This is a genomic window from Promicromonospora sp. Populi (genome assembly GCF_041081105.1).
GTDB lineage: Bacteria > Actinomycetota > Actinomycetes > Actinomycetales > Cellulomonadaceae > Promicromonospora.
Genome location: NZ_CP163528.1, coordinates 2,796,622 through 2,819,682 on the forward strand (window position 1 = coordinate 2,796,622; position 23,061 = coordinate 2,819,682).

Here is a 23,061-nt window from a genome sequence, read left to right on the forward strand (position 1 = left end):
GTCAGATCCGCAAAGAGTCGTTCACCCGCAACACCAGCTGCAGCTCCACCTGCGTGCCGCCGCCCTCGCGGGTCGACCACTCGATGGTCCCCCCGAGCTCGTTGGTCACCAGCGTGCGCACGATCTGCGTGCCCAGACCGCTGCCGGGGCCACGCCCGCCCTCGCCACCGTTCTGGGGCAGCCCGACGCCGTCGTCGGCCACGATCACCCGCAGGGCGGAGTCCTGCCGCTCCACACCGATCTCGACGGTGCCCACCGCGCGTCCCACGAACCCGTGCTCGACGGCGTTGGTCACCAGCTCCGTGAGCACGAGGGCGAGCGGAGTCGCGTCCTGGGCGGGCACCATGCCGAACGATCCCGTGCGCACCGTGCGGACCGAGGTGGACGACGCGGAAGCGACGTCGGCCGTGAGCCGCAGGGCCCTGCCGACCATGTCGTCGAGCTCGACCTGCTCGTCCAGGGTCTGCGAGAGGCTCTCGTGCACCAGGGCGATGGTCGAGACCCGCCGCATGGCCTCCTCGAGCGCTTCCTTCGCGGCCTGGCACGTCCATCCGTCGGGCCTGGAGCCGCAGCAGCGCGGCGACGGTCTGCAGGTTGTTCTTGACCCGGTGGTGGATCTCCCGGATCGTCGCGTCCTTGGTGATCAGCTCCCGTTCACGACGGCGCAGCTCGGACACGTCGCGGCACAACAGCACCGCGCCGATGCGCTGACCACGGTCGGTGAGCGGCATCGCCCGCAGCGACAGCGACACCCCGTGCGCCTCGATGTCGGTGCGCCATGGCGCGCGGCCCATCACGACGAGCGGCAGCGACTCGTCCACGGGCTTGAGCTGCTCGATCAGGTTGGCCGTCACCTCGACGAGCGACTGCCCCACCAGCGGCCCGATCACACCGAGCCGGTGGAAGCACGACAGGGCGTTCGGGCTGGCGTAGAGCACCTCGCCCTCGGAGTTGAGGCGGATCAGGCCGTCACCCACACGCGGGGCTCCGCGCCGCGATCCGGTCGCCGCGTTCGGCAGGGGGAACTCACCCCGCGGGATCATCGCCACCAGGTCGTCGGCGGCCTCGACGTAGTTCAGCTCCAGGCGCGACGGCGTCCGACCGGAGCCGAGGTTGGTCTGCCGCGCGATCACGGCCACCGCCGTGTCCTTGTGGACCACGGGGACCGCCTCCTCCCGCACGGCGTACGCGCCGAACCAGCGCGGCTCGCGGGCGCGCTGCGCCTTGGCCTCGGCCATCGCCTTCGCCAGCTGCGGGCGCTGCCCCTCCGGCGCGAAGGAGCCGACTATGTCGTCGTAGTGCACGGTCGCGCCCGTCGAGGGGCGGCACTGCGCGATGGCGACGAACCGCCCGTCGTCGGTGGGCAGCCACAGCACAAGGTCGGCGAACGCCAGGTCCGAGACCACCTGCCAGTCGCCGACCAGGAGATGCAGCCACTCGACGTCGGCCGGCTCGAGGTCGGCGTGCTCAAGGATCAGGTCACTCATCGCGGACACGCGCCCAGCCTATGCCGGAACAGCCCATGGCCCGCCGGGGAAGCGGTGTGCGCCCTGCCTCATCTGCACCCGCATCGGCACCCGTGCGTATCCGACGCGAGCAAGGTGTCCGTTAGAGTTCGACCACCGGCATGCCCCGTCGGCGCGAGGAGGAAAGCCCGTGCACCTGACCGTGGACCTGACGTTCCCCGCCACCATCGAAGACGTCTCCGCGATGCTCGCGGACGAGTCGTTCGTACGATGGCGCGCCCAGCGTTCCACCGGTTCCGTGAACGGCGCGGTCGAGCAGGCCGACGTCACCGGCACCGCGGCCGACGGCTTCACAGTGGTCGTGCGGCGCACCCTCCCGACCGACATCATCCCCGTGCAGGCCCGCCCGTTCGTGGGCGCGCACCTCGAGATCCGCCAGGCCGAGGCCTGGGAGGCGGCGTCCGACGGCCGTCGCGCGGGCACAGTAGCCGTCGAGATCCTCGGCGCCCCGGTACGGGTCACCGCCACGGCGGCCCTTGCCACTCTGCCCGACGGCGGCACGCGCCTCACCTACGCGGGTGAAGTTCGCGCCACCGTTCCCCTCTTCGGGACGGTGATCGAGGAAGCTGCGGTCAGCGCGGTCCGCACTACCCTCGAGACCGAGGCGGAAGCCGGACGTGACTGGCTCGCCGGCAAGCGAACGGGCACGGCCTGAGCCGGCCCGCTCCGAACCCTGGATGACCTGCATGGATGAACTTCCGGATTGACTCGCCAGCAGTGCCTGACACCGTGGCCAGGCCGACTGCTGACGAAATCTTTCCCGTTCTGGCGCAACTTTGGCATTTCGGACAACGTTTCCCAATTGAGACGTGATGTTCGTTTCAGCCACTGCCCTTTTCGCGCGGCGAGTGCTACAAACCTGAGCGAACATTCGTGTCGGATGTGGACGAGTTTGTGCTCTGATATCGCTCTCACGCATCGACACACACGCGTTCCGATCATGAGGAGTCCCAGTGCCCAGCAAACACGGACCGGTCCGAAGCCGGACCGTCGCCCCCCGACGCGCGGTCCTCGCGACGCTCGCGGCCGTCGTCCTGCCCGTCACCGGCTGCGGCTCGCTCCTGGGCGACAGTCCCGCAAGCCCCGGGGACGACGGCCCGATCACCCTCACCGTCTCCACGTTCAACGACTTCGGGTACACCGACGAGCTGCTCGCCCAGTACACGGAGGCGAACCCGAACGTCACGGTCGAGCACATCGTGGCCCCGACCTCCGACGAGGCGCGCCTGCAGATGCTCAAGGCGTTCACCACGGGTGACGGCTCCGAGCTCGCGGACGTCGTTGCGGCCGAGGTCGACTGGATGCCCGAGCTGATGCAGCACTCGGACCTCTTCGAGGACCTGACCGACGACGAGGTCACCAAGCGCTGGGTGGACTGGAAGGTGGCCCAGGCCACAACGCCGGACGGCAAGCTGCTGGGCTACGGCACGGACATCGGCCCCGAGGCGATCTGCTACCGCGCCGACCTGTTCGAGGCGGCCGGCCTGCCGACCGACCGCACCGAGGTCGCGCAGCTGCTCGGCGGCGACGGCGCCACGTGGGAGCGCTACTTCGAGGTGGGCCGTCAGTTCTCCGAGCAGTCCGACGTCGCCTGGTTCGACGGCGCCACCGGCACGTTCCAGGGCATGGTCAACCAGCTTCCCGCCGCGTTCGAGGACCCTGCGACGCAGCAGCCCACCGACCTCGCGACCAACAACGAGGTCCGGGCGGTCTACGACCAGATCACCGGGGCCATCGACGCCGGGCTGTCGGCCGGCCTCGCGCAGTGGTCCCCCGAGTGGGCCGCCGGGTTCCAGTCGGACGCTTTCGCGACCATGCTCTGCCCCGGCTGGATGATGGGGCCGATCGAGTCGTACTCGGCCGGAGTGCAGGGCTGGGACGTCGCCAACGTGTTCCCCGGTGGCGGCGGTAACTGGGGCGGCTCGTTCCTGGCCGTCCCGTCCGCGAGCCCGTATCCCGAGGAGGCGAAGAAGCTCGCCGCCTGGCTCACCGCACCCGAGCAGCAGACCCAGGCCTTCACGACGGCGGGCACGTTCCCGTCGCAGCTCGAGGCGCAGAGCTCCGAGACGGTCCAGGCCTACACCAACCCGTTCTTCGCCAACGCTCCGGTGGGCAAGATCTTCACCGAGCGGGCCCAGTCCATCAACGGTGCGCCGTACAAGGGCCAGTACTACTTCGCCATCCGCGACGAGGTGAACACCGCGCTGACCGCTGTCGACACCGGAAGCGTCGGGCCGGAGACGGCCTGGAACCAGGCCGTGCAGACGGTCGAGGACCTGCGGGTGCAGCAGTGAGGGGCGCAGTCTTCGCCCCCGCCGTCTCTTGACACCACACGGTAGACACCGGAACTATCAGTGCCGCCCGTGGAAGCGCTACCACACCCACCCACGGTGGTGGAAGCGCTGCCAGCGAGCCGCAGCCCCAGACCGCACGACAAGGGAGTCCCCAGTGCTGAGCACTACCCGACCCACGCGGCGCACCGCCGCCCGCACCCTCCAGGTGACCGCCGGTGCCGCCGCCGTAGCCCTCGCCCTCACCGCCTGCGGTGGTGGATCTGACGAAGGATCCGGCGAGGAAGACGGTCCCATCACGCTGACTGTCGCGACGTTCAACGACTTTGGCTACACCGACGAGATGCTCGACGCGTACACGGACGAGCACCCGAACGTGACCGTCGAGCACGTCAAGGCTGCCACCACCGACGACGCCCGCAGCAACATGACCACCAAGCTCGCCGCCGGCGGCGAGGGACTGGCGGACATCGAGGCCATCGAGGTCGACTGGCTGCCCGAGCTCACGCAGTACCCCGACCTGTTCACGGACCTGGCCGACCCCGAGCTGGACGGCCGCTGGGTGGACTGGAAGGTCCAGCAGGCCACCACGCCCGACGGCAAGATCATCGGCTACGGCACCGACATCGGCCCGGAGGCAATCTGCTACCGCGCCGACCTGTTCGAGGAGGCCGGCCTGCCGACCGACCGCGAGGAGGTCGCCGAGCTCCTGGGCGGCGCCGACGCGACGTGGGAGGACTACTTCGCCGCGGGCCGCGAGTTCGTGGCCGAGTCGGACGCCGCCTGGTACGACAGTGCCGCCGGCACCTTCCAGGGCATGATCAACCAGCTTCCCGCCGCGTTCGAGGACCCCGAGACCGGTGAGCCCAAGGACCTCGGGACCAACACCGAGGTCGAGGACATCTACACCGAGATCGCCGGCTCGGTCGACGACGACCTGTCGGCCGGCCTGGAGCAGTGGGGCGACGACTGGGTCGCCGGCTTCCAGGCGGACGCCTTCGCCACCATGCTCTGCCCGGCCTGGATGACCGGTCCGATCGAGCAGAACTCCGGTGGTATCGAGGGCTGGGACATCGCCGACGTCTTCCCCGGCGGCGGCGGCAACTGGGGCGGCTCGTTCCTGACCGTCCCGGCCTCGGGCGAGAACACCGAGGCGGCCAAGGAGCTCGCCGCGTGGCTGACCGCGCCCGAGCAGCAGACCTCTGCGTTCGAGACCTCCGGCACGTTCCCGTCGCAGATCGAGGCGCAGGACTCCGAGGCCGTCCAGAGCTTCACCAACCCGTTCTTCAACGACGCGCCGGTGGGTCAGATCTTCTCGACCCGCGCCCAGGCGATCGACGGCGCCCCGTTCAAGGGCGCGAACTACTTCGCCATCCGTGACGAGGTCACGAACGCGCTCAACCGCATCGACATCACGAAGTCGCAGGACACCCAGGAGTCCTGGGACGAGGCCGTCGAGAAGGCCGCAGCCCTCGGCTGAATGACCTGACCGCCACACAGGCTTGGTTGTGGGCGTGATCGTTGCCACTACGTGCCCGCTATGGGCGCAACGATCACGCCCACAACCAAGCTCTTGTGTCTGGCGTGTTTGGCACGCATTGACCAACCGACGATGACGCGGCGGAAGACCGGGAAGATGACATGGCTGTCCTGACACCTCAACGATCGACACCGGGCTCCGGTGCACCACAGCGCGGACCGCGCAGGCTCGGGTTCTCCCAGCGACTCGGCCGCTGGGACGTGAAGCTCTCTCCGTACCTGTACATCTCGCCATTCTTCATCCTGTTCGCGGTGACCGGCCTGTTCCCGCTCGGCTACACGGCGTTCGTGTCGCTGCACGAGTGGAGCCTGCTCGGCGGCCAGGGCGAGTTCGTGGGCCTGCAGAACTTCACCGACGTGCTCAGCCAGCCCGACTTCTGGAAGTCGCTGGCCAACACGCTGTCGATCTTCGTCCTGTCCTCGGTACCGCAGGTGATCGTCGCGGTCACCATCGCCGCCCTGCTGGACCAGAACCTGCGCTCGGCGACCTTCTGGCGCATGGGCGTCCTGATCCCCTACGTCGTGGCGCCCGTCGCGGTGTCGATGATCTTCGGCCGCCTGTACGCCGACCAGTACGGCCTGATCAACTCCCTGCTCGGCCTGATCGGGCTGGACCCGGTCGCCTGGCACGGCGACCGGCTCGCCAGCCACGTCGCCATCGCGAGCATCGTCAACTACCGCTGGGTCGGCTACAACGCGCTGATCTTCCTCGCCGCGATGCAGGCCGTGCCGCGCGACCTCTACGAGGCTGCGGTGATCGACGGCGCGGGCCGCGTGCGCCAGTTCTTCTCCATCACCGTGCCGCAGATCCGCGCCACCATCATCTTCGTCGTCATCACCTCCACCATCGGCGGCCTGCAGATCTTCGACGAGGTCCGCATGTACGACGCCACCGGCCTCGGCGGCCCCGACCGGAACTGGATGACCACGGTCCTGTACCTGTACGACGTCGCGTGGGGCAACCAGCACAGCCTCGGCAGGGCATCGGCCGTGGCCTGGATGCTGTTCCTCCTGATCGTCGTGATCGGCATGGTGAACTTCCTGATCACCCGCCAGATCTCGACGTCGGGCACGGTCGGCAAGAAGTCGAAGCGCACCAGCACCAGCACCAGCAGGGGGAATGCATGAGCTCCGTCGCCGTCACCGCCCAGACCGCCGGCCCGGCGGCCGCCAAGGTCGCCGCCCGCCGCCGGAGAGGCGCCGCCTCCGGGAGCACCACCCGGCGCGCCAGCTGGGTGGTCTACGCCCTGCTCGGGATCACGCTGCTGATCTCGATCTTCCCGCTGTACTTCACGCTGCTGCTGGGCTCCTCCGACCCGGTCGAGATCTCGCGCAACCCCGTGCCGCAGTGGCTGCCCGACCTCTCGCTGTTCACCCAGTTCGCAACCGTCATCGAATCGACCCAGATCAACTTCTGGCGGGCGCTGGCCAACTCCCTGATCATCGCGGTCCTCGTCTCCGCGGCGGTCGTGCTGTTCTCCACGCTGGCCGGGTACTCGTTCGCGAAGCTCCGCTTCCGCGGCCGTGGCCCGCTGCTGGTTTTTGTCATCGCGACGATGGCGGTCCCGACCCAGCTCGGCGTCATCCCGATGTACATCCTGATGTCGGACCTCGACTGGATCGGCAAGCTCCAGGCCGTCATCGTGCCCGCGCTGGTCAGCGCGTTCGGCGTCTTCTGGATGACGCAGTACCTGTCCGAGGCGCTGCCCTACGAGCTGATCGAGGCCGCCCGGGTGGACGGCGCCTCGATGCTCCGGACGTTCTGGAGCATCGCGCTGCCTGCCGCGCGCCCGGCCGCCGCGATGCTAGGCCTGTTCACGTTCGTCCAGCAGTGGACCAACTTCTTCTGGCCCTCGATCGTGCTGAACTCGGAGAATCCGACGCTGCCACTGGTCGTAAAATCGCTGCAGTCGAACTACTTCGTGGACTACTCGCTGGTCATGGGCGGGGTGTTCCTCGTGACGCTCCCCCTGCTGGTGATCTTCGCGTTCGTCGGCAAGCAGCTCGTCGCGGGCATCATGCAGGGGGCGGTGAAGGGATGACCACGCTGAGCTTCAAGACCGGCGCCGGCTTGCACCGCGTGCCCGCCCCTGGTTTCGCCCTGCCGTACACGCCGACGACGCCGCGCACCGCGCCGTCGTCGAACACAGACGGCGCTGTCCCCTTCCCGGAAGGTTTCCTGTGGGGCGCGGCCACCGCCGCCTACCAGGTGGAGGGTGCCGCCCACACTGACGGCCGCGAGGACTCCGTGTGGGACGTGTTCGCGAAGGTCCCCGGCGCCGTCCTGAACCAGGAGGACGGCGAGGTCGCCTGCGACCAGTACCACCGCTACCCGGCCGACGTCGCGCTGATGAAGGACCTGGGTATCAAGGCGTACCGGTTCTCGACGTCGTGGGCCCGGGTGGTCCCCGGGGGGCGCGAGGTCAACCCCGCCGGACTCGCGTACTACGACCGGCTCGTGGACGAGCTGCTCGGTGCGGACATCCTGCCCTGGCTCACGCTGTACCACTGGGACCTGCCGCAGGCGATCGAGGCCGAGTCGAACGGGTGGGTCAACCGCGACACCGCGTACCGGTTCCGCGACTATGCGGTGACCATGCACGAGGCGATCGGCGACCGGGTCGACGTGTGGACCACGCTCAACGAGCCCTGGTGCGCGGCGTTCCTCGGCTACACGGGCGGGCAGCACGCGCCGGGCCGGCAGTCCCGCGAGGACGGCGTCGCGGCCGCGCACCACCTCATGCTGGCCCACGGCCTGGCCATCGAGGCGCTGCGTGAACGGGCAACTAAGGCAGACCCGATCAATCTTGGAATCACGCTCAACTTCGAGATCGAGGACCCGGTAGACCCGGACGACCCCGCCGACGTCGACGCCGCACGCCGGCTCGACGGCGGGATCACGCGTTTCTTCGCGGACCCGATCCTGCGCGGTGCGTACCCGCAGGACGTGCTGGAGGACGTGCGCGAGTACGGCCTGGAGCAGCACATCCAGGACGGCGACCTGGAGATCATCTCGGCGCCCATCGACTCGCTCGGCGTGAACTATTACCACGGCAACGCCGTGGCCGCGGTGCCCCCCGAGCACCCGCTGGACGGTGGCGCACCCGTGTCCCGGCCGTCGTCGTCCCCGTTCCCGGGTGGCGACGGCGCGTACACGCACCCGCGCGGCCTGCCCGTCACGGCCCAGAACTGGGAGGTCCAGCCCGAGGGCCTCACCCGGCTCCTGCTGCGCCTGCAGCGGGACTACACGGGGCCGCGCGGCATCGCGCTGTACGTGACGGAGAACGGCAGCGCCTACGAGGACGCCGTCGGCCCGGACGGGTTCGTGGACGACCAGGACCGCCTGGCGTTCATCGACGTGCACCTGCGCGCCGTCAAGGACGCCATCGACGAGGGCGCCGACGTGCGCGGCTACTTCGGCTGGTCGCTGCTCGACAACTACGAGTGGGCGTGGGGCTACGGCAAGCGCTTCGGGCTGGTGCGGGTCGACTTCGAGACGCAGGAGCGGACTGTGAAGGCGTCGGGCCGCTGGTACGGTCAGGTTGCACGGGACAATATCGTTCCTGAGCTGTCGACGACGCCCGGGCAGGAGCCCGGCGACGGCGGAGAAAGGGCGGTTCCCAAGGCGTGACGACCTCAGGCCCACCAACCCTGGACGACGTGGCCCAGGCGGCAGGCGTGTCCCGGTCGACAGCGTCACGTGCCATCAACGGTGGCCTGCGAGTCTCGCCCGAGGCCCAGGCGGCGGTGGACGACGCCGTCGCCCAGCTCGGGTATGCGCCGAACCGGGCTGCCCGGTCGCTGGTGACCCGGCGGACCGACTCGATAGCCCTCGTGGTGCCCGAGCCGGACCAGCGGATCCTCACCGACCCGTTCCTCTCCGGCATCCTCGCGGGGGTCAGCGAGGGGCTGTCCGGCACGGACCTCCAGCTTGTGCTGCTGCTCGCCCGGCCGGGCGAGCAGCGCGGGCGGGTGGGGCGCTACCTGCGCAGCGGGCACGTGGACGGCGTCATCGTGGCCTCGCACCACCGGGGCGACCACCTGGAGTCGCAGCTCAGCCAGGCCCAGCTCCCCGCCGTCTTCGTGGGGCGCCTGTTCGAGCCCGACCCGTTGTTCTCGCGCGGGCTGCGTTACGTCGACGTCGACAACGTGACGGGCGGGCGCATCGCCACCCAGCGGATGATCGATCGCGGCCGACGGCGCATCGGCACGATCACGGGCCCGCTGGACATGCCCGCCGGCGTGGACCGGATGGTCGGCTGGCAGGACGCGCTGCGCGACGCCGGGCTGTCCGACGACGCCGTCGTCGAGAGCGACTTCACCATGGCCGGGGCGCTGGTCGCGGCCGCCCGGCTGCTGGACCAGCATCCCGACCTGGACGGGATCTTCGCCGCCTCCGACCTCATGGCCGAGGCGACGCTGCGGGTGCTCGCCGAGCGCGGGCGGTCCGTACCGGGCGACGTCTCGGTGGTCGGGTTCGACGACCTGGGCATCGCCGAGACCACCTCGCCGCGGCTCACCACCGTGCACAACCCGGTTGTGCAGATGGTGGGAGCCGCGACGAGCATGCTCGTGGACCTGGTCGCCGGCCGCCCGGTTCGCGACGAGCGCCGGATCTTCGCCCCCCGCCTGATCGAGGGCGACTCGGCCTGAGCCCGACCGTTAGGCCGTGCGCTGGTGGCCGTAGCGGTGCATCGTGCGGCTCACCGCCTGCTCGCGGAGCATCGTCAGGAGCTCGCGGCGGCCGCTCGCCAGCACCGGGGCGTCCAGCACCGTGACCGAGCCCAGGCGGCTCGCGGCCGCGTCCCGCAGCCCGGGTGCGTCACCCAGCACGCGGATCCGGCCGGTCACCTGGCCGTCGGCGACGGCCTCGGCGAACGCCTCGTCAGTCGTCTCCGGCCCGACGACGACCGCCGGCACCCCCGCACGCCTGGCGGCAGCGAGCACGCGCTGCACCTCGACGTCCGGCGCGCCGGTCCCGACCCGCACCGTGATGCCCGGGACCGGCCGGTAGCGGAACACGTTCGTCTCGACGCCGAGCGCCGACGGGTCCTGCGCCTGGGAAAACTCGGTGAGCCACGCGCGGTCGTCGTCGGCCCGGGCCCAGGAGAGCCAGCCCGCCGGATCCGCGGTGCGCGAGGGCACTCCGGGCGCGTCCTCCCACCGGCCGAGCTGCGCGACGTAGTTGGGGCCGCCCGCCTTGGCGCCGGAGCCCACCACCGAGGCCTTCCAGCCGCCGAACGACTGACGCTGCACGATCGCGCCGGTGATGTGCCGGTTCACGTACGCGTTGCCGACCTCGACCCGGTCGAGCCAGTGCTCCACCTCGGCGTCGTCCAGGGAGTGGATGCCGCCGGTGAGGCCGAACGACACAGCGTTCTGCAGCTCGAGCGCCTCGTCCAGGGTGCGCGCCGTCATGACACCCAGCACCGGGCCGAAGGCCTCGGTGAGGTGGAAGAACGAGCCGGGGCGGACGCCGTCGCGCACCCCGGGGGTCCACAGGCGGCCCTTGCCGAGGCCCGCCTCCTGCGCCACCGCGTCGAGGCGGCGCGGCCGCACGAGCCAGGTCTCGCCCGCCTCCAGCGTGGTCAGGGCGCGCAGCAGCTTGCCCTGCGCGGGCTCGGTCAGCGGCCCCATCACGGTCGCCAGGTCGGTAGCGGGCCCGACGGCGAGCGACGCCACGGCGTCGACCAGCTGGCGCCGGAACCGCTCACCGGTGGTGGTGCGCGGGTCGCCCACCGAGCCGACGAGGATCACGAGCGACGCCGCTGAGCACTTCTGCCCCGCGTGCCCGAACGCGGAGCGCACCACGTCGGCGACGGCCAGGTCGAGGTCGGCCGAGGGCGTCACGATGATCGCGTTCTTGCCCGAGGTCTCGGCGAGCACCGGCAGCTCGGGCCGCCAGGACGCGAACATCTCGGCGGTCTCGATGGCGCCAGTCAGGATCACGCGGGACACGCCGTCGTGCGTCACGAGGCGACGGCCGAGGTCGCCGTCGGGCACGCGGACGAACTGCGCGACGTCGCGGGCGAGCGCCGGGTCGAGCCCGATCTCGGTGGCGACCTCGTCGAGGGCGGCGTGCACGGCCTCCACCGCGATCTCCAGGCAGCGCGGCGTAGGCGGCGCGGGCTTGGCGATCACCGCGGAGCCGGACGCGAGGCCCGCGAGCACACCCCCGATGGGGATAGCGACGGGGAAGTTCCACGGCGGAGTGACGAGCGTGACGCCGTCCGGCGTGAAGTGGGCGCCCGGCCACGCCTCCGACGTCGGGTCGAGCGCCTCGGCGGCCTGCGCGTAGTACGCGGCGAAGTCCACGGCCTCGCTGACCTCGGGGTCCGCCTCGGCGACGGTCTTGCCGGCCTCGTGCACCATGGCGGCCACGAGATCCGTGCGTGCGGCCTCGAGATGCTGAGCCGCGGCGCGGAGCACACGGCCCCGGTCCAGCGGGTCCACCTTGGCCCAGGCCGCGCCCGCCCGGCGGGCGAGCGCCACCACGTCGTCCACCTGCGCGGGCGTGGACAGCGGCTCCGCGAGCGCCGGCACGTAGCCGGACTGCGGGCCGATGACCTGCTTTGCCCAGGCGCGGTGCTCGGCGACGGCGGGGTCGGTGTCGGCGGCGTTGCGGAACGGGCCGGTCACCGGCTGCGGCGCGGGGCGCGGGCGGCGACGCGGGGCGACGTCGTCGGGCGAGTAGTCAACGCCCAGAGCGACGGACGCGCGGAACGCGGCCTCCTGCCGGTCCATCGGGGAGCCGGTCCCGACGAGCTCGGCCCGCTCGGGGGCGAATGCCGCGTGCAGGAAGTTCTGCTCCGTGGCGTTCTCCTCCAGGCGGCGCACGAGGTAGGAGATCGCGACGTCGAAGTCCTCGTCGCGCACGACCGGCGTGTAGAGCACCACGTGGCCGTCGTCCTTGGCGACCTCGTCGCGGACCGCCGCGGCCTCGGTCGGGGCCATGCCCTGCAGCATCTCGATGTCGAGCGCCTCGGAGACGCCACGCGCCCGGCCGAGCAGGATCGCGAGCGCCACGTGGAACAGGTTGTGCGACGCCGCACCGATGCGGACGGCGTGCGCGCGCTCGGGGCGCAGCGCGTGGTCGAGCATCCGGACGTAGTTGGCGTCGACGTCGGGCTTGGTCGGGTACGGCGCCTGGGCCCAGTCGTGCAGGGTGGCCTCGACGTGCTCCATCGCGAGGTTCGCGCCCTTGACGATGCGCACCTTGATGCGCGCGCCGCCGTCGGCCACGCGTGCGATGGCGAAGTTGGTGAGGCTGTCCAGAGCGCCCAGGGCGTCGGGCAGGTAGGCCTGCAGCACGATGCCGGCCTCGAGGTCGCGGAACTCCTCGAGGGCCAGGATCTGGGTGAAGACCGCGGTCGTCAGGGCGAGGTCGCGGTACTCCTCCATGTCGAGGTTGAGGAAGACGCCGTGGTCGCGTGCGGCGCGGTACAGCGGCAGGAGCTGTTCGACGACGCGGTCGCGGGAGCCGTCGAGGTCCCACGTGACGAGCTGCGCGGCGACGCTGGAGACCTTGACCGAGACGTAGTCGACGTCGGGGCGCTCGACCAGCGCGATGGTGCGGGCCAAGCGGGCTGCGGCCTCGTCCTTGCCGAGGACCGCCTCGCCGAGGAGGTTCACGTTGAGGGTGTAGCCCTCGGCCCGGGTGCGGGCGAGGTGGGCCGTGAGCCCGTTGCCGGCGTCGGCGACGAGGTGGCCCACGAGCTGGCGCAGTCGGGCGCGGGCGGCGGGCACCACGATGCCGGGGAACACGGGCGCGGCCAGGGCGCCGGCCCGGAACAGGGTGCGGTCGACCGGGCTGAGGAACGTGGCGCTGCCGGCCTTCTTGCCGAGGCGGGCCAGGGCCTTCGCGGCGACGAACGTGTCCTGCGGGCGAGCGACGTCGTCGACGAACCCGACGGCGAGCTCCAGGCCGGCCGGGTCGGACACGAGGGCGCCCAGGGCGGCGGAGGCGCGGGCGACGGCCCTGTCGGTCTTCGATGCGCCGGTCTTCGATGCGCCGGTGCTCGATCCGCCGGTGCTCGCGGCATGGGTGGCGCCGGAGCCGGTAGCGGTGTCGATCCAGGTCCTGGCGAGGGCTACGGCGTCCTCGACCAGGGTCGTAGCGCTCCCGCGCTGGGCAGAGGTCTTCATGACACCAGGGTGCACCCGGCGCCCGGGGTGTGTATTGGCAGGATCACTCGCGATCCGCGCTGGTTTCGGCCAAGCGACCGGCGGCGCGCCGCGTAGCATCTGAGATTCGATGAGCAACCCCGACAGCGGTGCCGCTCGGCCTGAGGCGAAGGCCCTGCTGGCCGCACTGAACCCCGCCATGGTCGCCCTCATGGACGAGCTGTCCGGCGTCATGTTCTGCGCCAAGGACGCCGACGGGCGCTACGTGCTCGTCAACCAGGTCTTTGTGGGGCGCACGCGGGAGCGGTCGCGCCGCGACGTGATCGGCAAGCGCGCCGCCGACCTGTTCGTCCCCGAGCTCGCCGAACGGTACGAGAACCAGGACGCGCGAGTGCGCGCCACCGACAAGCCGCTCCGGGGCGAGCTGGAGCTGATCCGGCACGTCGGCGGGGCGCCCGGCTGGTTCCTCACCTCGAAGCTGCCCCTGCACGACGAGTCCGGCGCCTACGTGGGCCTCGTGTCCGTGTCGCAGGACCTGCGCTCCGGCGACGCCGACGACGCGACCATCCAGGCCATGGCCCGCCTGCGCGGCGCCGTCGAGGACCTGCTGGAGCGCGGCGAGGTGCCCTCGGTGGCCGACCTGGCCGCGCTCGCCGGGTTGGCCCCGGCGGCCCTGGACCGGCGGGTGCGCCGGGTGTTCGGCATCTCGCCGCGGCAGCTTGTGCTGCGACTGCGGGTCGACCGGGCAGCACACCTGCTGACCTCGTCCGCCGTGCCCCTGGCGGACGTCGCGACCGCCGCGGGCTTCTACGACCAGCCGTCGTTCACCCGCACGTTCGCGCGGCTGACGGGCGAGACGCCGTCGTCGTTCCGGAGCCGGTCGCGACGCGCCTGAAGCGCGCCGCGACCGGCCCGGACCGCCGTCAGCGGGACAGCCGCCGATAGGCGCGTGCGGTCAGGGGCACGAACACCAGCGTGAGCACGGCTGGCCACAGCACCGCCAGCAGGAGGGCGTTGTCGGCCAGGACTCCTCCGGTGATGCCGGTCGGGTTGCCGAACAGCTCACGGCAGGCGGCCGCCGTCGCGGAGATCGGGTTCCATTGCGCCAGGACGGCCAGCCACGTGGGCATCGACTCGGGGGCGACCAGCACGTTGGACAGGAACCCGATGGGCCACACGAGGATCTGCACCGCGGTGACGCCACCCTCTCCGCGGAACGAGAGCCCGAGGAATACCCCGAGCACCAGCATCCCGAACCGCAGCCACAGCAGCAGCACGATCGCGAGCACCGTGGCACCCAGGCTGCCGGACGCGCGCCACCCGATGAGCAGCCCGCCGACCATGAGCACCGCCAGCTCCGCGGCGGAGTTCATCAGGTCGGCGCCCGCCCGGCCGAGCGGCACGGCAGCGCCGCTGATCGGCAGCGACCGGAACCGGTCGGTGACGCCCTTCTTCGAGTCGTTGGCAATGGCACTCATCGTGGCCTCGATGCCGAACATCATCGACAGCGCGAAGATCCCCGGCAGCAGGTAGGGCAGGTAGTCCCCGCCTCCGGGCAGGTCGATCGCCCCGCCCATGAGGTAGCCGAAGACCAGCACGAGCATGATCGAGAACGCGATCCCGAAGATGGGGGTCCACGGCTCCCGCTGCCAGTGCTTGAGGTCACGCAGGGTGATCACCCAGCTCTGCCGCAGGGTGGCGGCTACGGCGTTCATCGGTTTGCTCCTTCGGTTTGTGCGGTCTCTTGCGCGGGGCCGGCACGGCGGTGAGGTCCAGGAACACCTCGTCGAGGGTCGGCCGGCGCAGCAGGATGTCGTCGACCACCAGGCCGGCGGCATCCAGGGCGCGGACGACGCCGGTCAGCGCCGCCGCCCCGCCGTCTGGCCCCGCCTCGACGGTGACCTGCCGGAGCTCCGCGTCGGCGGTGCCGCCGAGTGCGGCGGCCAGCCGGTCCAGGTCGGCGTGCGCCGGCGCCGTGACGAGCACCCGATCACCGCCGAGGCGCCGCTTGAGCTCCTGGGCGGTGCCCTCCGCCACTACCCGGCCGGTGTTCATCACGGTGATCCGGTCGGCGAGCTGGTCCGCCTCGTCGAGGTACTGGGTGGTGAGCAGGACGGTTGTACCGGCAGCCACGACCTGGCGGATGGTCTGCCAGACCTCGTTGCGGGCGCGGGGATCCAGCCCGGTTGTGGGCTCGTCCAGGAACAGCAGTGCCGGACGGCGGATGAGGCCGGCGGCGATGTCGAGGCGGCGGCGCATCCCGCCCGAGTAGGTGGACACCTTGCGGTCGGCGGCGTCCAGCAGGCCGAAGGTGCCGAGCAGCTCGTCGGCCCGCTCGCGCGCGGCGGACTTCGGCAGTCCGTACAGCCGACCGAACATCACGAGGTTCTCGCGGCCGAACAGGATCTCGTCGAGCGCCGCGTGCTGGCCGACCAGCCCGACGGAGGCCCGGACGGCGGCGGGTTCGCGGCGCGCGTCGTGGCCCGCGACGCGCACCTCGCCCTCGTCGCACCGGGTGAGTGTGGCGAAGGTGTTGACGGCAGTGCTCTTGCCGGCCCCGTTGGGGCCGAGCAGCGCGTGGACGGCGCCGGTCTCGATCTCGAGGTCAAAACCGTCAAGGGCGTGGGTGTCGCCGTACCGCTTACGCAGTCCGCGGGCGACCAGGGGTGGGACGGACACAGTGTGCTCCATTTCCGTACGGCGTACGACTAACAACCGAGCCAGCGTAGCATCTATTCCGTACGTCGTACGAAAAAGTTACGGTGGACTCATGTCGGACCACCCGGACCCAGTCCTCCGCCTCCTGTGGCGCTACGACGACGGCGCTGCGCCGTCGACCCGGCGGGGCCGGAAGCAGCGGCTGACCGTGGACGACGTCGTCGACGGGGCGATGCGGATCGCCGACCGCGACGGGCTGAACGGCCTGACCATGCGCCTGCTCGCCTCCGACCTCGGGCTCGGCGCCATGAGCCTGTACACCTACGTCCCCGGGCGGGACGAGCTCGTCGTGCTGATGGTGGACCGGGCGCTCGGCCGCCGGGAGCTGCCCGCCATGCCGGACGACCTGCCCGGCCGTTTGGCCCTGATCGCGCGTGTGCAGTACGAGATCTGCCAGGACCATCCGTGGCTGCTGGATGTCTACGGGCTGCGGGCCTGGGTGGGGCCGGGCGCGTCCGACCTCTACGAGTGGCAGCTCTCGGGGATCGACGGTGTTGGCCTCGACGACATCGAGATGGACCAGACTGTCGCGCTGCTCACGTCCTTCGCCGGCAGCGTCGTGCGCGCACAGCAGCGCATGCGGCAGGACGAGCGGACGTCGGGGCTGACCCAGGCCGAATGGTGGGCGGCGAACGCCGACGAGCTCGACGTGGTGATGGCCGGGCGCAAGTACCCGCTGGCCGGACGGGTCGGCACCTCCGCCGGCGAGGCCTATCAGGCGGCCACGGACCCCGCCCGGGAGATGGAGTTCGGGCTCGCCCGGATAATCGACGGCCTGATCTCGCACATCAAGAGCAAGCAGAGACCGTGAGCAGCCCGATCCTGCTCCTGCTCAACGGCTTGCCCGCCAGCGGGAAGTCGACAGCGGCGCAGGCATGGGCAGCGCACCGTCCGGGCACCCTGGTGCTTGAGATCGACCTGATCAAGACACTGGTCAGCGGGGATGACGCCGCAGTCCTGGGACGCTCGCTCGCCCATGCCATGGCTGAGGCTCATCTCCTGTCGGGTCACGACGTGGTGGTACCCCAGCTCACCGCCAGGATCAGCAACCTGGTGCCGTTCGAGAAGGTCGCGACGCGCGCTCGTGCGGCGCTCGTCCACGTCCTGCTCGACGTGGACCCCGAGACGCTCCACCGCAGGGTCATGTCCGACGACGCGCGGCACCGCGACGGACTCGATGAACAGCAGCTCACCGATTACTCGGCCGGGCTCCGGGACGTTGCGCGCACACGAGATGTCGCCCGGGTTGATACCGCGCAGCTCACCACGGACGAGGTTGTAACCGAGCTCGAGCGCCTGCACGGCTGACGCGTAGCGCAGAAGTGTCTACATTTGTATGCTTGTAGACATGAACAGCGTCAGCATCGCAGAGCTCCGGCAAAACCCGACGCCCGTGCTCGACGCCGTCGAGCGCGGCGAGACGTACGTCGTGACGCGATACCGCAAGGAGATCGCACGGCTGGTGCCGGTCGTCGACCGCCGGCCGGTCTCCGGTCGGGACGTCATGGCCGCATTGCGCCGGACGCCGCTCGAGGACGGTTCCTGGGCCGACGAGATCGCGGCGGACCGCGCCGCCTTCGACGCCGAGTGGGTCGACCCCTGGGGCGACGAGTGAACGCGCTGCTGGACACGAACATCCTCATCTCGATCGCGGCCTCGGATGAGACGACGCCGGACCTCAGCGACTTCGACAGCCTCTTCGTCAGCTCGCTCACCTGGAACGAGCTGACATTGGGGACGCACCAGGTCAAGGCACTGCAGGAGTACAAGCGTCGGGCAGCCCGCATCCAGGCTCTCAAGAAGACCCTCGGTCGGGGCCTCCCGTTCGACGACGACTGTGACGAGATGTACGACGAGCTGCTCGTCCGCGTCGGACAGCGCAGCGGCACACCGAAGGCTCACCGCTTCGACCGCATGATCGCGGCCACTGCGATGGCCCACGAGCTTGTGCTGGTCACGCGCAACATCGACGACTTCAAGATATTCGAGGGGATGCTCGACGTAGTGGAGCGCTGAGAGTCATGTAGCGCCGAGCCGCCGGGACCGGTCGCGCGGCGTCCGGCGCGAAACGATCCTTGCGCGATCCGCACAACGAACGCTGTGGATCACAGGTGGGCCGGGACCACGACGGCGCGCAGCCCAGCCGCATAACCTCGACACCATGACGTCGCTCTCCCTGCAACCCGAAAGTTTGCAGGGCACTGCCTTTTTCCGGGAGAACCAATCATTACCGGAAAATTACCGGATAGACCCCTGGCCGTAGCGCACCGCCACACATCGAAGCGATACGGTGATACCGAGGCGCAAACCCCGCGCCGCGCAGCCCGCGCCCCGCTCCCCAGCGGTCAAGCGCCGTTCTCCCCGGAGGACCACGTGACGACGACAACGACGTCCACTCCCACATCACCACCCAGCTTCGCTCCGTCCGGATCTCCCACGGAAGGCTCGGCACTCGCTACAGCGCACGCCCAGCTCGCCACGGCGGCGGAGATCCTCGGTTACGACGACGGCCTGCACCGGATGCTCGCCACACCACGGCGTGAGATCCACGTCGCGGTGCCGCTGCGTCGCGACACCGGCGAGACCGTCCTGTTCCACGGCTTCCGCGTGCAGCACAACGTGAGCCTCGGTCCGGGCAAGGGTGGTCTGCGTTACCACCCCTCGGTCGACGTCGACGAGGTGCGGGCACTGGCCATGTGGATGACCTGGAAGTGTGCGGTGGTCAACCTGCCGTACGGTGGCGCCAAGGGCGGCGTCGCCATCGACCCCCGCGCCTACTCCCAGTCCGAGCTGGAGCGCGTGACCCGCCGGTACACGTCGGAGATCATGCCGATGATCGGCCCGGACACCGACATCATGGCCCCCGACATGGGCACCGACGCCCAGACGATGGCCTGGGTGATGGACACCTACTCGGTCAACCGCGGGTACACCATCCCGGCAGTCGTCACGGGTAAGCCCCTGGCGGTCGGCGGCTCGCTGGGCCGCGGCACCGCGACGTCGGCGGGCATCGTGCACGTCACGAACTCCGCGCTCGCCGAGGCAGGCATCGCCCTGGGCGACGTGTCCGTCGCCATCCAGGGCTTCGGCAAGGTCGGTTCGCACGCGGCGGAGATCTTCGCTGCGCGCGGCGCGCGCGTCGTCGCCGTCAGCGACCAGTACGGCGGCATCCGGGCGGACGACGGCCTCGACGTGCCCCGGCTCATGGAGCACGTGCAGCGCACGGGCTCGGTCGTGGGCTTCGCCGACTCGGACCCGGTCTCCAACACGGATCTGCTGGGGCTCGACGTCGACGTGCTGGTCCCGGCCGCGATCGAGGGTGTGCTCGACGAGACCACCGCCAGCACCGTCAAGGCCCGCTGGGTGGTCGAGGGCGCCAACGGCCCGACGACGGCGGCGGGTGACGCCCTGCTCGCGAAGAACGACGTGACAGTGGTCCCGGACGTTCTCGCCAACGCGGGCGGCGTGGTCGTCTCCTACTTCGAGTGGGTCCAGGCGAACCAGACGTACTGGTGGACCGAGCAGGAGATCGCAGACAAGCTGGAGCACCGCATGACCACCGCGTTCGGCGAGGTCTCCGCGCTGGCCAAGCGCGAAGGCCTGTCGCTGCGCGACGCAGCGCTCGTGATCGGCGTCAAGCGGGTCGCCGAGGCCCACCAGATCCGGGGCCTCTACCCCTGACGCGCAGCTGAGGCTCGGCTCGGCCGAGTCCGCTTTGAGAACGACTTTGGGGTACCGATTCGACGTCGAATCGGTACCCCAAAGTCGTTCTCAAGACGGACCGCCGGTTCCCGGTCCGACGGCCTCGCCTAGGCTCGCGGCGTGGATGAACTTGTCGCGCGGCTGCGCGCTGCCGGCTGTGTCTTCGCCGAGGACGAGGCGCGGATCCTCACCGAGGCCGCCGGCGGCGACGCTGCGCGCCTCGAAGAGCTGACCGCCGCGCGCGTCCGCGGGCTGCCCTTGGAGCACCTCGTCGGCTGGGCCGAGCTCGACGGCCGCCGCTGGCTCGTGGCGCCCGGCGTATTCGTGCCGCGGCAACGCTCGGAGCTGCTCGTTCGAGAAGCGGCAGAACGTGCGGTGGCGGGTGCGACCGGCACGTCGGGTGCGACCGGCACGTCGGGTGCGACCGGCACGGTCAGCACGGACGACGGCGGGACAGGCGCCGGTCGCGTGCTCCTGGTCGACCTGTGCTGCGGGTGCGGCGCGCTTGGCGGCGCGGTCGCGGCTCGCCTCCTAGTTGCGGGGCATGACGTCGAGGTGCACGCAGCCGACGTCGACCCGGCAGCCGTGACCTGCGCGCACGACAACCTCAAGGCGCTGGCCGACAACGCTCCCAGCGCATCACGTGTTCTCGCTCCGCCGGGGCGCTCCCCGGAGACCCCGGAGCGCGGCCGGCTCACGGCGCACACCTACACGGGCGAGCTCGCCCAGCCGCTCCCGGCCGACGTGTGGGGGCGCGTCGACGTCGTCGTCGCGAACGCGCCCTATGTGCCGACCGAGGCGATCGGGATGATGCCGCCCGAGGCCCGCGAGCACGAGCCGCACGCAGCCCTCGACGGCGGGGACGACGGACTAGCGATCCTGCGCCGCGTGATCAACCTGGCCCCGGCCCTCCTGCGCCCGGGCGGCCACCTGCTTGTCGAGACGGGCGAGACCCAGGTGAGCGCCGCCGTCGAACACATGACGACAGCCGGGCTGATCGCGACCGTCCTGACGGACGACGACCTGGGCGCGACGGCCCTGCTAGCCACCCGCCCCCGGACCTGACGACCCGGTCGCCCAACCCCCTTCGAGCCCTAAGTTTCTTCGCTTTCAAGGGCCTCAAAGCGAAGAAACTTAGGGCTCGAAGAGAAGCTTCGGACCGCCCGCAGCAGGGTTAGCTCAGGGGTTGGCGGGATGCCCACGACTCCAGGGTGGTGCGGGGGCCCGTGAAGAACGGGATCTCCTCGCGCACGTGGCGGCGGGCCTCGGTCGCGCGCAGGTCGCGCATCAGGTCGACGATGCGGTGCAGCTCGTCGGCCTCGAACGCGAGGATCCACTCGTAGTCGCCGAGCGCGAACGCCGAGACGGTGTTGGCGCGGACGTCCTTGTAGCCTGCGGCCGCCATGCCGTGGTCGCGCAGCATGGTGCGGCGCTCGGCGTCGGGCAGCAGGTACCAGTCGTAGGACCGCACGAACGGGTAGACGCAGATGTAGCCGCGCGGGGCCTCGCCCGCGAGGAACGCGGGGACGTGCCCGCGGTTGAACTCGGCGGGGCGGTGCAGCGCGGCGACCGACCACACGGGCTCCAGCGAGCGGCCCAGCTCGGACGCGCGCAGCCGCTGGTAGGCGCCCTGCACGGCCTCGATCGACGGGCCGTGGGTCCAGAGCATCAGGTCGGCGTCGGAGCGCAGGCCGCCCACGTCGTACCAGCCTCGGGTCACCAGGTCGCCCTCGGTCGCGGCCGGGTCGGAGCCCCCGCCGACGGCGGCCTCGGCGTCGGCCACGACCGCCTTGCGCTCGGCCTCGTCGGCCGGGAGAGTCTCCGTCACGGAGAAGACCGAGAACATCGTGTACCGGATGTTGTCGTTGATGGCGGCCGTGTCGATCTCGTGGCCGGAGTCCCCGTGGACGTGTATGTCGTTCATATGGTGCCTCTCGAACTTGGCCGTCCCGCAGGACTCAGGAGTACAGGTCAGTGCTGCACAGCGCCGGGATACCGCTCGGCTCGCCGTCGCGGCGCAGGCAGCAGCCCGGCGCGCAGACCGAGCGGAGGGCCGGCAGCGAGCCTACGGTCGCCTCGGTGACATCTTCGCCGCGGGCCAGCGCCGCGCGCTCCAGCAGCAGGTCCACCAGGCCGCTGACGAAGGGCTCGCGGGTGCCCACCGTGCCGGCCCGCACGGCGGTCATGCCGAGGCCGTCCGCGGTGGCCAGCGCCTCGGTGTCCAGGTCGTACGCCACCTCCATGTGGTCGGAGATGAACCCGATCGGCGACAGGACCACGTTGCGCAGGCCGTCGGCCGCGAGGGCCTCCAGGTGGTCGTTCACGTCCGGCTCGAGCCACGGCTGGCTGGGCGGGCCGGACCGTGAGCAGTAGACCAGGTCCCAGGGCACCTCGTGGCCGAGACGCTCGGCGACCTCCGCGGCGACGACCCCGGCGAGGTCCAGGTGCTGCTCGGAGTACGTGGCGTGCGAGATCCGCGACGCCGCCTCCATGGTGTCCGGGATCGAGTGCGTCACGAACACCAGCTTCGCGTCGGCCCCCGAGCCGCCCTTGGCCGCGAGCTCGGCGTACGCCTCGACGACGGCGTCGACGTTGGCCCGCACGAAGCCCGGGTGGTTGAAGTAGGCGCGGATCTTGTCGAACTGCACGCCCGTCGAGCCATCGGGGCCGAGCTGTCCGCGCTTGTCCAGCGTGGTCGCGAGGTCCTCGCGGTACTGGCGGCAGCCCGAGTACGACGAGTAGGCACTGGTCACGAGCGCGACGGCGCGCTGGGCACCCAGCTTCTCCAGCTCGTCGACGGCGTCGTTCGTGTACGGCGCCCAGTTGCGGTTGCCCCACACGACGGGCAGGTCGATGCCCCGCGTGGCGAGCTCGGCCTCGAGCGCCGCCTTGAGCGCGAGGTTCTGCTCGTTGATGGGGCTCTTGCCGCCGAACCCGTAGTAGTGCTCGCCCACCTGCTCGAGCCGCTCGTCCGGGATGCCCTTGCCCGCGGTGACGTTGCGCAGGAACGGCACCACGTCCTCGGGCTGGTTCGGGCCACCGAAGGAGTAGAGCAGCAGGGCGTCGTACGGCGCGGCGTCGTGCGCCGCAGGCTGGGGGGAGTTCGCGGGCATGCCCACATCTTTCCACCGTCGCGGGCGCCGCTCCGCCCGAAGAGAGGC

The 23,061-nt window shown here is 70.8% G+C and carries 19 protein-coding genes and 1 pseudogene; 14 read left to right on the forward strand and 6 right to left on the reverse strand.

What is annotated here, in order from left to right; translation table 11 throughout:
- Window position 1: 1 nt before the first annotated feature.
- Window positions 2-1,487: pseudogene (locus tag AB1046_RS12605) on the reverse strand (sensor histidine kinase).
- A 169-nt stretch (window positions 1,488-1,656) separates the two neighbouring features.
- Here AB1046_RS12605 and AB1046_RS12610 point away from each other — a divergent pair.
- From AB1046_RS12610 to AB1046_RS12640, 7 genes are all read left to right on the forward strand, one after another.
- Complete coding sequence (locus AB1046_RS12610; RefSeq protein WP_369369653.1) at window positions 1,657-2,181, forward strand: DUF2505 domain-containing protein; 525 nt, start codon at window positions 1,657-1,659, stop codon at window positions 2,179-2,181.
- 298 nt (window positions 2,182-2,479) lie between these two features.
- Window positions 2,480-3,820 (forward strand): ABC transporter substrate-binding protein, encoded by a 1,341-nt coding sequence (locus tag AB1046_RS12615; protein ID WP_369369654.1) that lies wholly within the window; start codon window positions 2,480-2,482, stop codon window positions 3,818-3,820.
- Between the two features lie 154 nt (window positions 3,821-3,974).
- A complete protein-coding gene (locus AB1046_RS12620; protein WP_369369655.1) occupies window positions 3,975-5,297 on the forward strand; it encodes an ABC transporter substrate-binding protein in 1,323 nt (440 codons plus the stop codon).
- A gap of 161 nt (window positions 5,298-5,458) precedes the next feature.
- Window positions 5,459-6,484 carry a carbohydrate ABC transporter permease gene (locus tag AB1046_RS12625; protein ID WP_369369656.1) on the forward strand — a complete coding sequence of 342 codons (1,026 nt, stop codon included), beginning with the start codon at window positions 5,459-5,461 and terminating at the stop codon, window positions 6,482-6,484.
- A complete protein-coding gene (locus AB1046_RS12630; protein WP_369369657.1) occupies window positions 6,481-7,398 on the forward strand; it encodes a carbohydrate ABC transporter permease in 918 nt (305 codons plus the stop codon). The genes AB1046_RS12625 and AB1046_RS12630 overlap by 4 nt, the downstream gene beginning before the upstream one ends.
- Window positions 7,395-8,987, forward strand: a complete 1,593-nt coding sequence (locus AB1046_RS12635; RefSeq protein WP_369369658.1) for a GH1 family beta-glucosidase — start codon at window positions 7,395-7,397, stop codon at window positions 8,985-8,987. Before AB1046_RS12630 ends, AB1046_RS12635 begins: the two co-directional genes overlap by 4 nt.
- Window positions 8,988-9,016: 29 nt before the next feature.
- Entirely contained in the window at window positions 9,017-10,009 is a 993-nt protein-coding gene (locus AB1046_RS12640; protein ID WP_369369659.1) for a LacI family DNA-binding transcriptional regulator, read from the forward strand.
- A gap of 9 nt (window positions 10,010-10,018) precedes the next feature.
- On the opposite strand, the gene AB1046_RS12645 is transcribed toward AB1046_RS12640, so the two are convergent.
- A complete protein-coding gene (locus AB1046_RS12645) occupies window positions 10,019-13,501 on the reverse strand; it encodes a bifunctional proline dehydrogenase/L-glutamate gamma-semialdehyde dehydrogenase (RefSeq protein WP_369369660.1) in 3,483 nt (1,160 codons plus the stop codon).
- Between the two features lie 109 nt (window positions 13,502-13,610).
- Here AB1046_RS12645 and AB1046_RS12650 point away from each other — a divergent pair, with 109 nt between their 5' ends.
- A complete protein-coding gene (locus AB1046_RS12650; protein ID WP_369369661.1) occupies window positions 13,611-14,375 on the forward strand; it encodes a helix-turn-helix domain-containing protein in 765 nt (254 codons plus the stop codon).
- Between the two features lie 28 nt (window positions 14,376-14,403).
- Here AB1046_RS12650 and AB1046_RS12655 read toward each other — a convergent pair whose 3' ends face one another.
- Both AB1046_RS12655 and AB1046_RS12660 read right to left on the reverse strand, forming a co-directional pair.
- A complete protein-coding gene (locus AB1046_RS12655; RefSeq protein WP_369369662.1) occupies window positions 14,404-15,195 on the reverse strand; it encodes an ABC transporter permease in 792 nt (263 codons plus the stop codon).
- The gene (locus AB1046_RS12660) at window positions 15,143-16,159 is read right to left on the reverse strand and encodes an ATP-binding cassette domain-containing protein (protein ID WP_369369663.1); all 1,017 of its coding nucleotides are present in this window, start codon (window positions 16,157-16,159) and stop codon (window positions 15,143-15,145) included. Before AB1046_RS12660 ends, AB1046_RS12655 begins: the two co-directional genes overlap by 53 nt.
- A gap of 91 nt (window positions 16,160-16,250) precedes the next feature.
- Between AB1046_RS12660 and AB1046_RS12665 the strand changes: the two genes are divergently transcribed.
- The 6 genes from AB1046_RS12665 to AB1046_RS12690 all read left to right on the forward strand — a co-directional run bounded on the left by AB1046_RS12665 (window position 16,251) and on the right by AB1046_RS12690 (window position 20,965).
- Entirely contained in the window at window positions 16,251-17,009 is a 759-nt protein-coding gene (locus tag AB1046_RS12665; protein ID WP_369369664.1) for a TetR/AcrR family transcriptional regulator, read from the forward strand.
- The gene (locus AB1046_RS12670) at window positions 17,006-17,506 is read left to right on the forward strand and encodes an AAA family ATPase (RefSeq protein ID WP_369369665.1); all 501 of its coding nucleotides are present in this window, start codon (window positions 17,006-17,008) and stop codon (window positions 17,504-17,506) included. Before AB1046_RS12665 ends, AB1046_RS12670 begins: the two co-directional genes overlap by 4 nt.
- A gap of 40 nt (window positions 17,507-17,546) precedes the next feature.
- Window positions 17,547-17,813, forward strand: a complete 267-nt coding sequence (locus AB1046_RS12675; protein WP_369369666.1) for a type II toxin-antitoxin system Phd/YefM family antitoxin — start codon at window positions 17,547-17,549, stop codon at window positions 17,811-17,813.
- Window positions 17,810-18,214, forward strand: coding sequence for a PIN domain-containing protein (locus AB1046_RS12680; protein ID WP_369369667.1), 405 nt, complete (start codon window positions 17,810-17,812; stop codon window positions 18,212-18,214). The genes AB1046_RS12675 and AB1046_RS12680 overlap by 4 nt, the downstream gene beginning before the upstream one ends.
- A 357-nt stretch (window positions 18,215-18,571) precedes the next feature.
- Window positions 18,572-19,879: a Glu/Leu/Phe/Val dehydrogenase gene (locus tag AB1046_RS12685; protein WP_369369668.1), complete on the forward strand. Its 1,308-nt coding sequence runs from the start codon at window positions 18,572-18,574 to the stop codon at window positions 19,877-19,879.
- Window positions 19,880-20,020: 141 nt separating this feature from the next.
- On the forward strand, window positions 20,021-20,965 hold the full coding sequence (locus AB1046_RS12690) for a putative protein N(5)-glutamine methyltransferase (protein ID WP_369369669.1): 945 nt from the start codon (window positions 20,021-20,023) through the stop codon (window positions 20,963-20,965).
- 109 nt (window positions 20,966-21,074) lie between these two features.
- Here AB1046_RS12690 and hemQ read toward each other — a convergent pair whose 3' ends face one another.
- Entirely contained in the window at window positions 21,075-21,824 is a 750-nt protein-coding gene (hemQ, locus tag AB1046_RS12695) for a hydrogen peroxide-dependent heme synthase (RefSeq protein ID WP_369369670.1), read from the reverse strand.
- Window positions 21,825-21,858: 34 nt separating this feature from the next.
- Window positions 21,859-23,013: a ferrochelatase gene (locus tag AB1046_RS12700; RefSeq protein ID WP_369369671.1), complete on the reverse strand. Its 1,155-nt coding sequence runs from the start codon at window positions 23,011-23,013 to the stop codon at window positions 21,859-21,861.
- Window positions 23,014-23,061 lie beyond the last annotated feature (48 nt).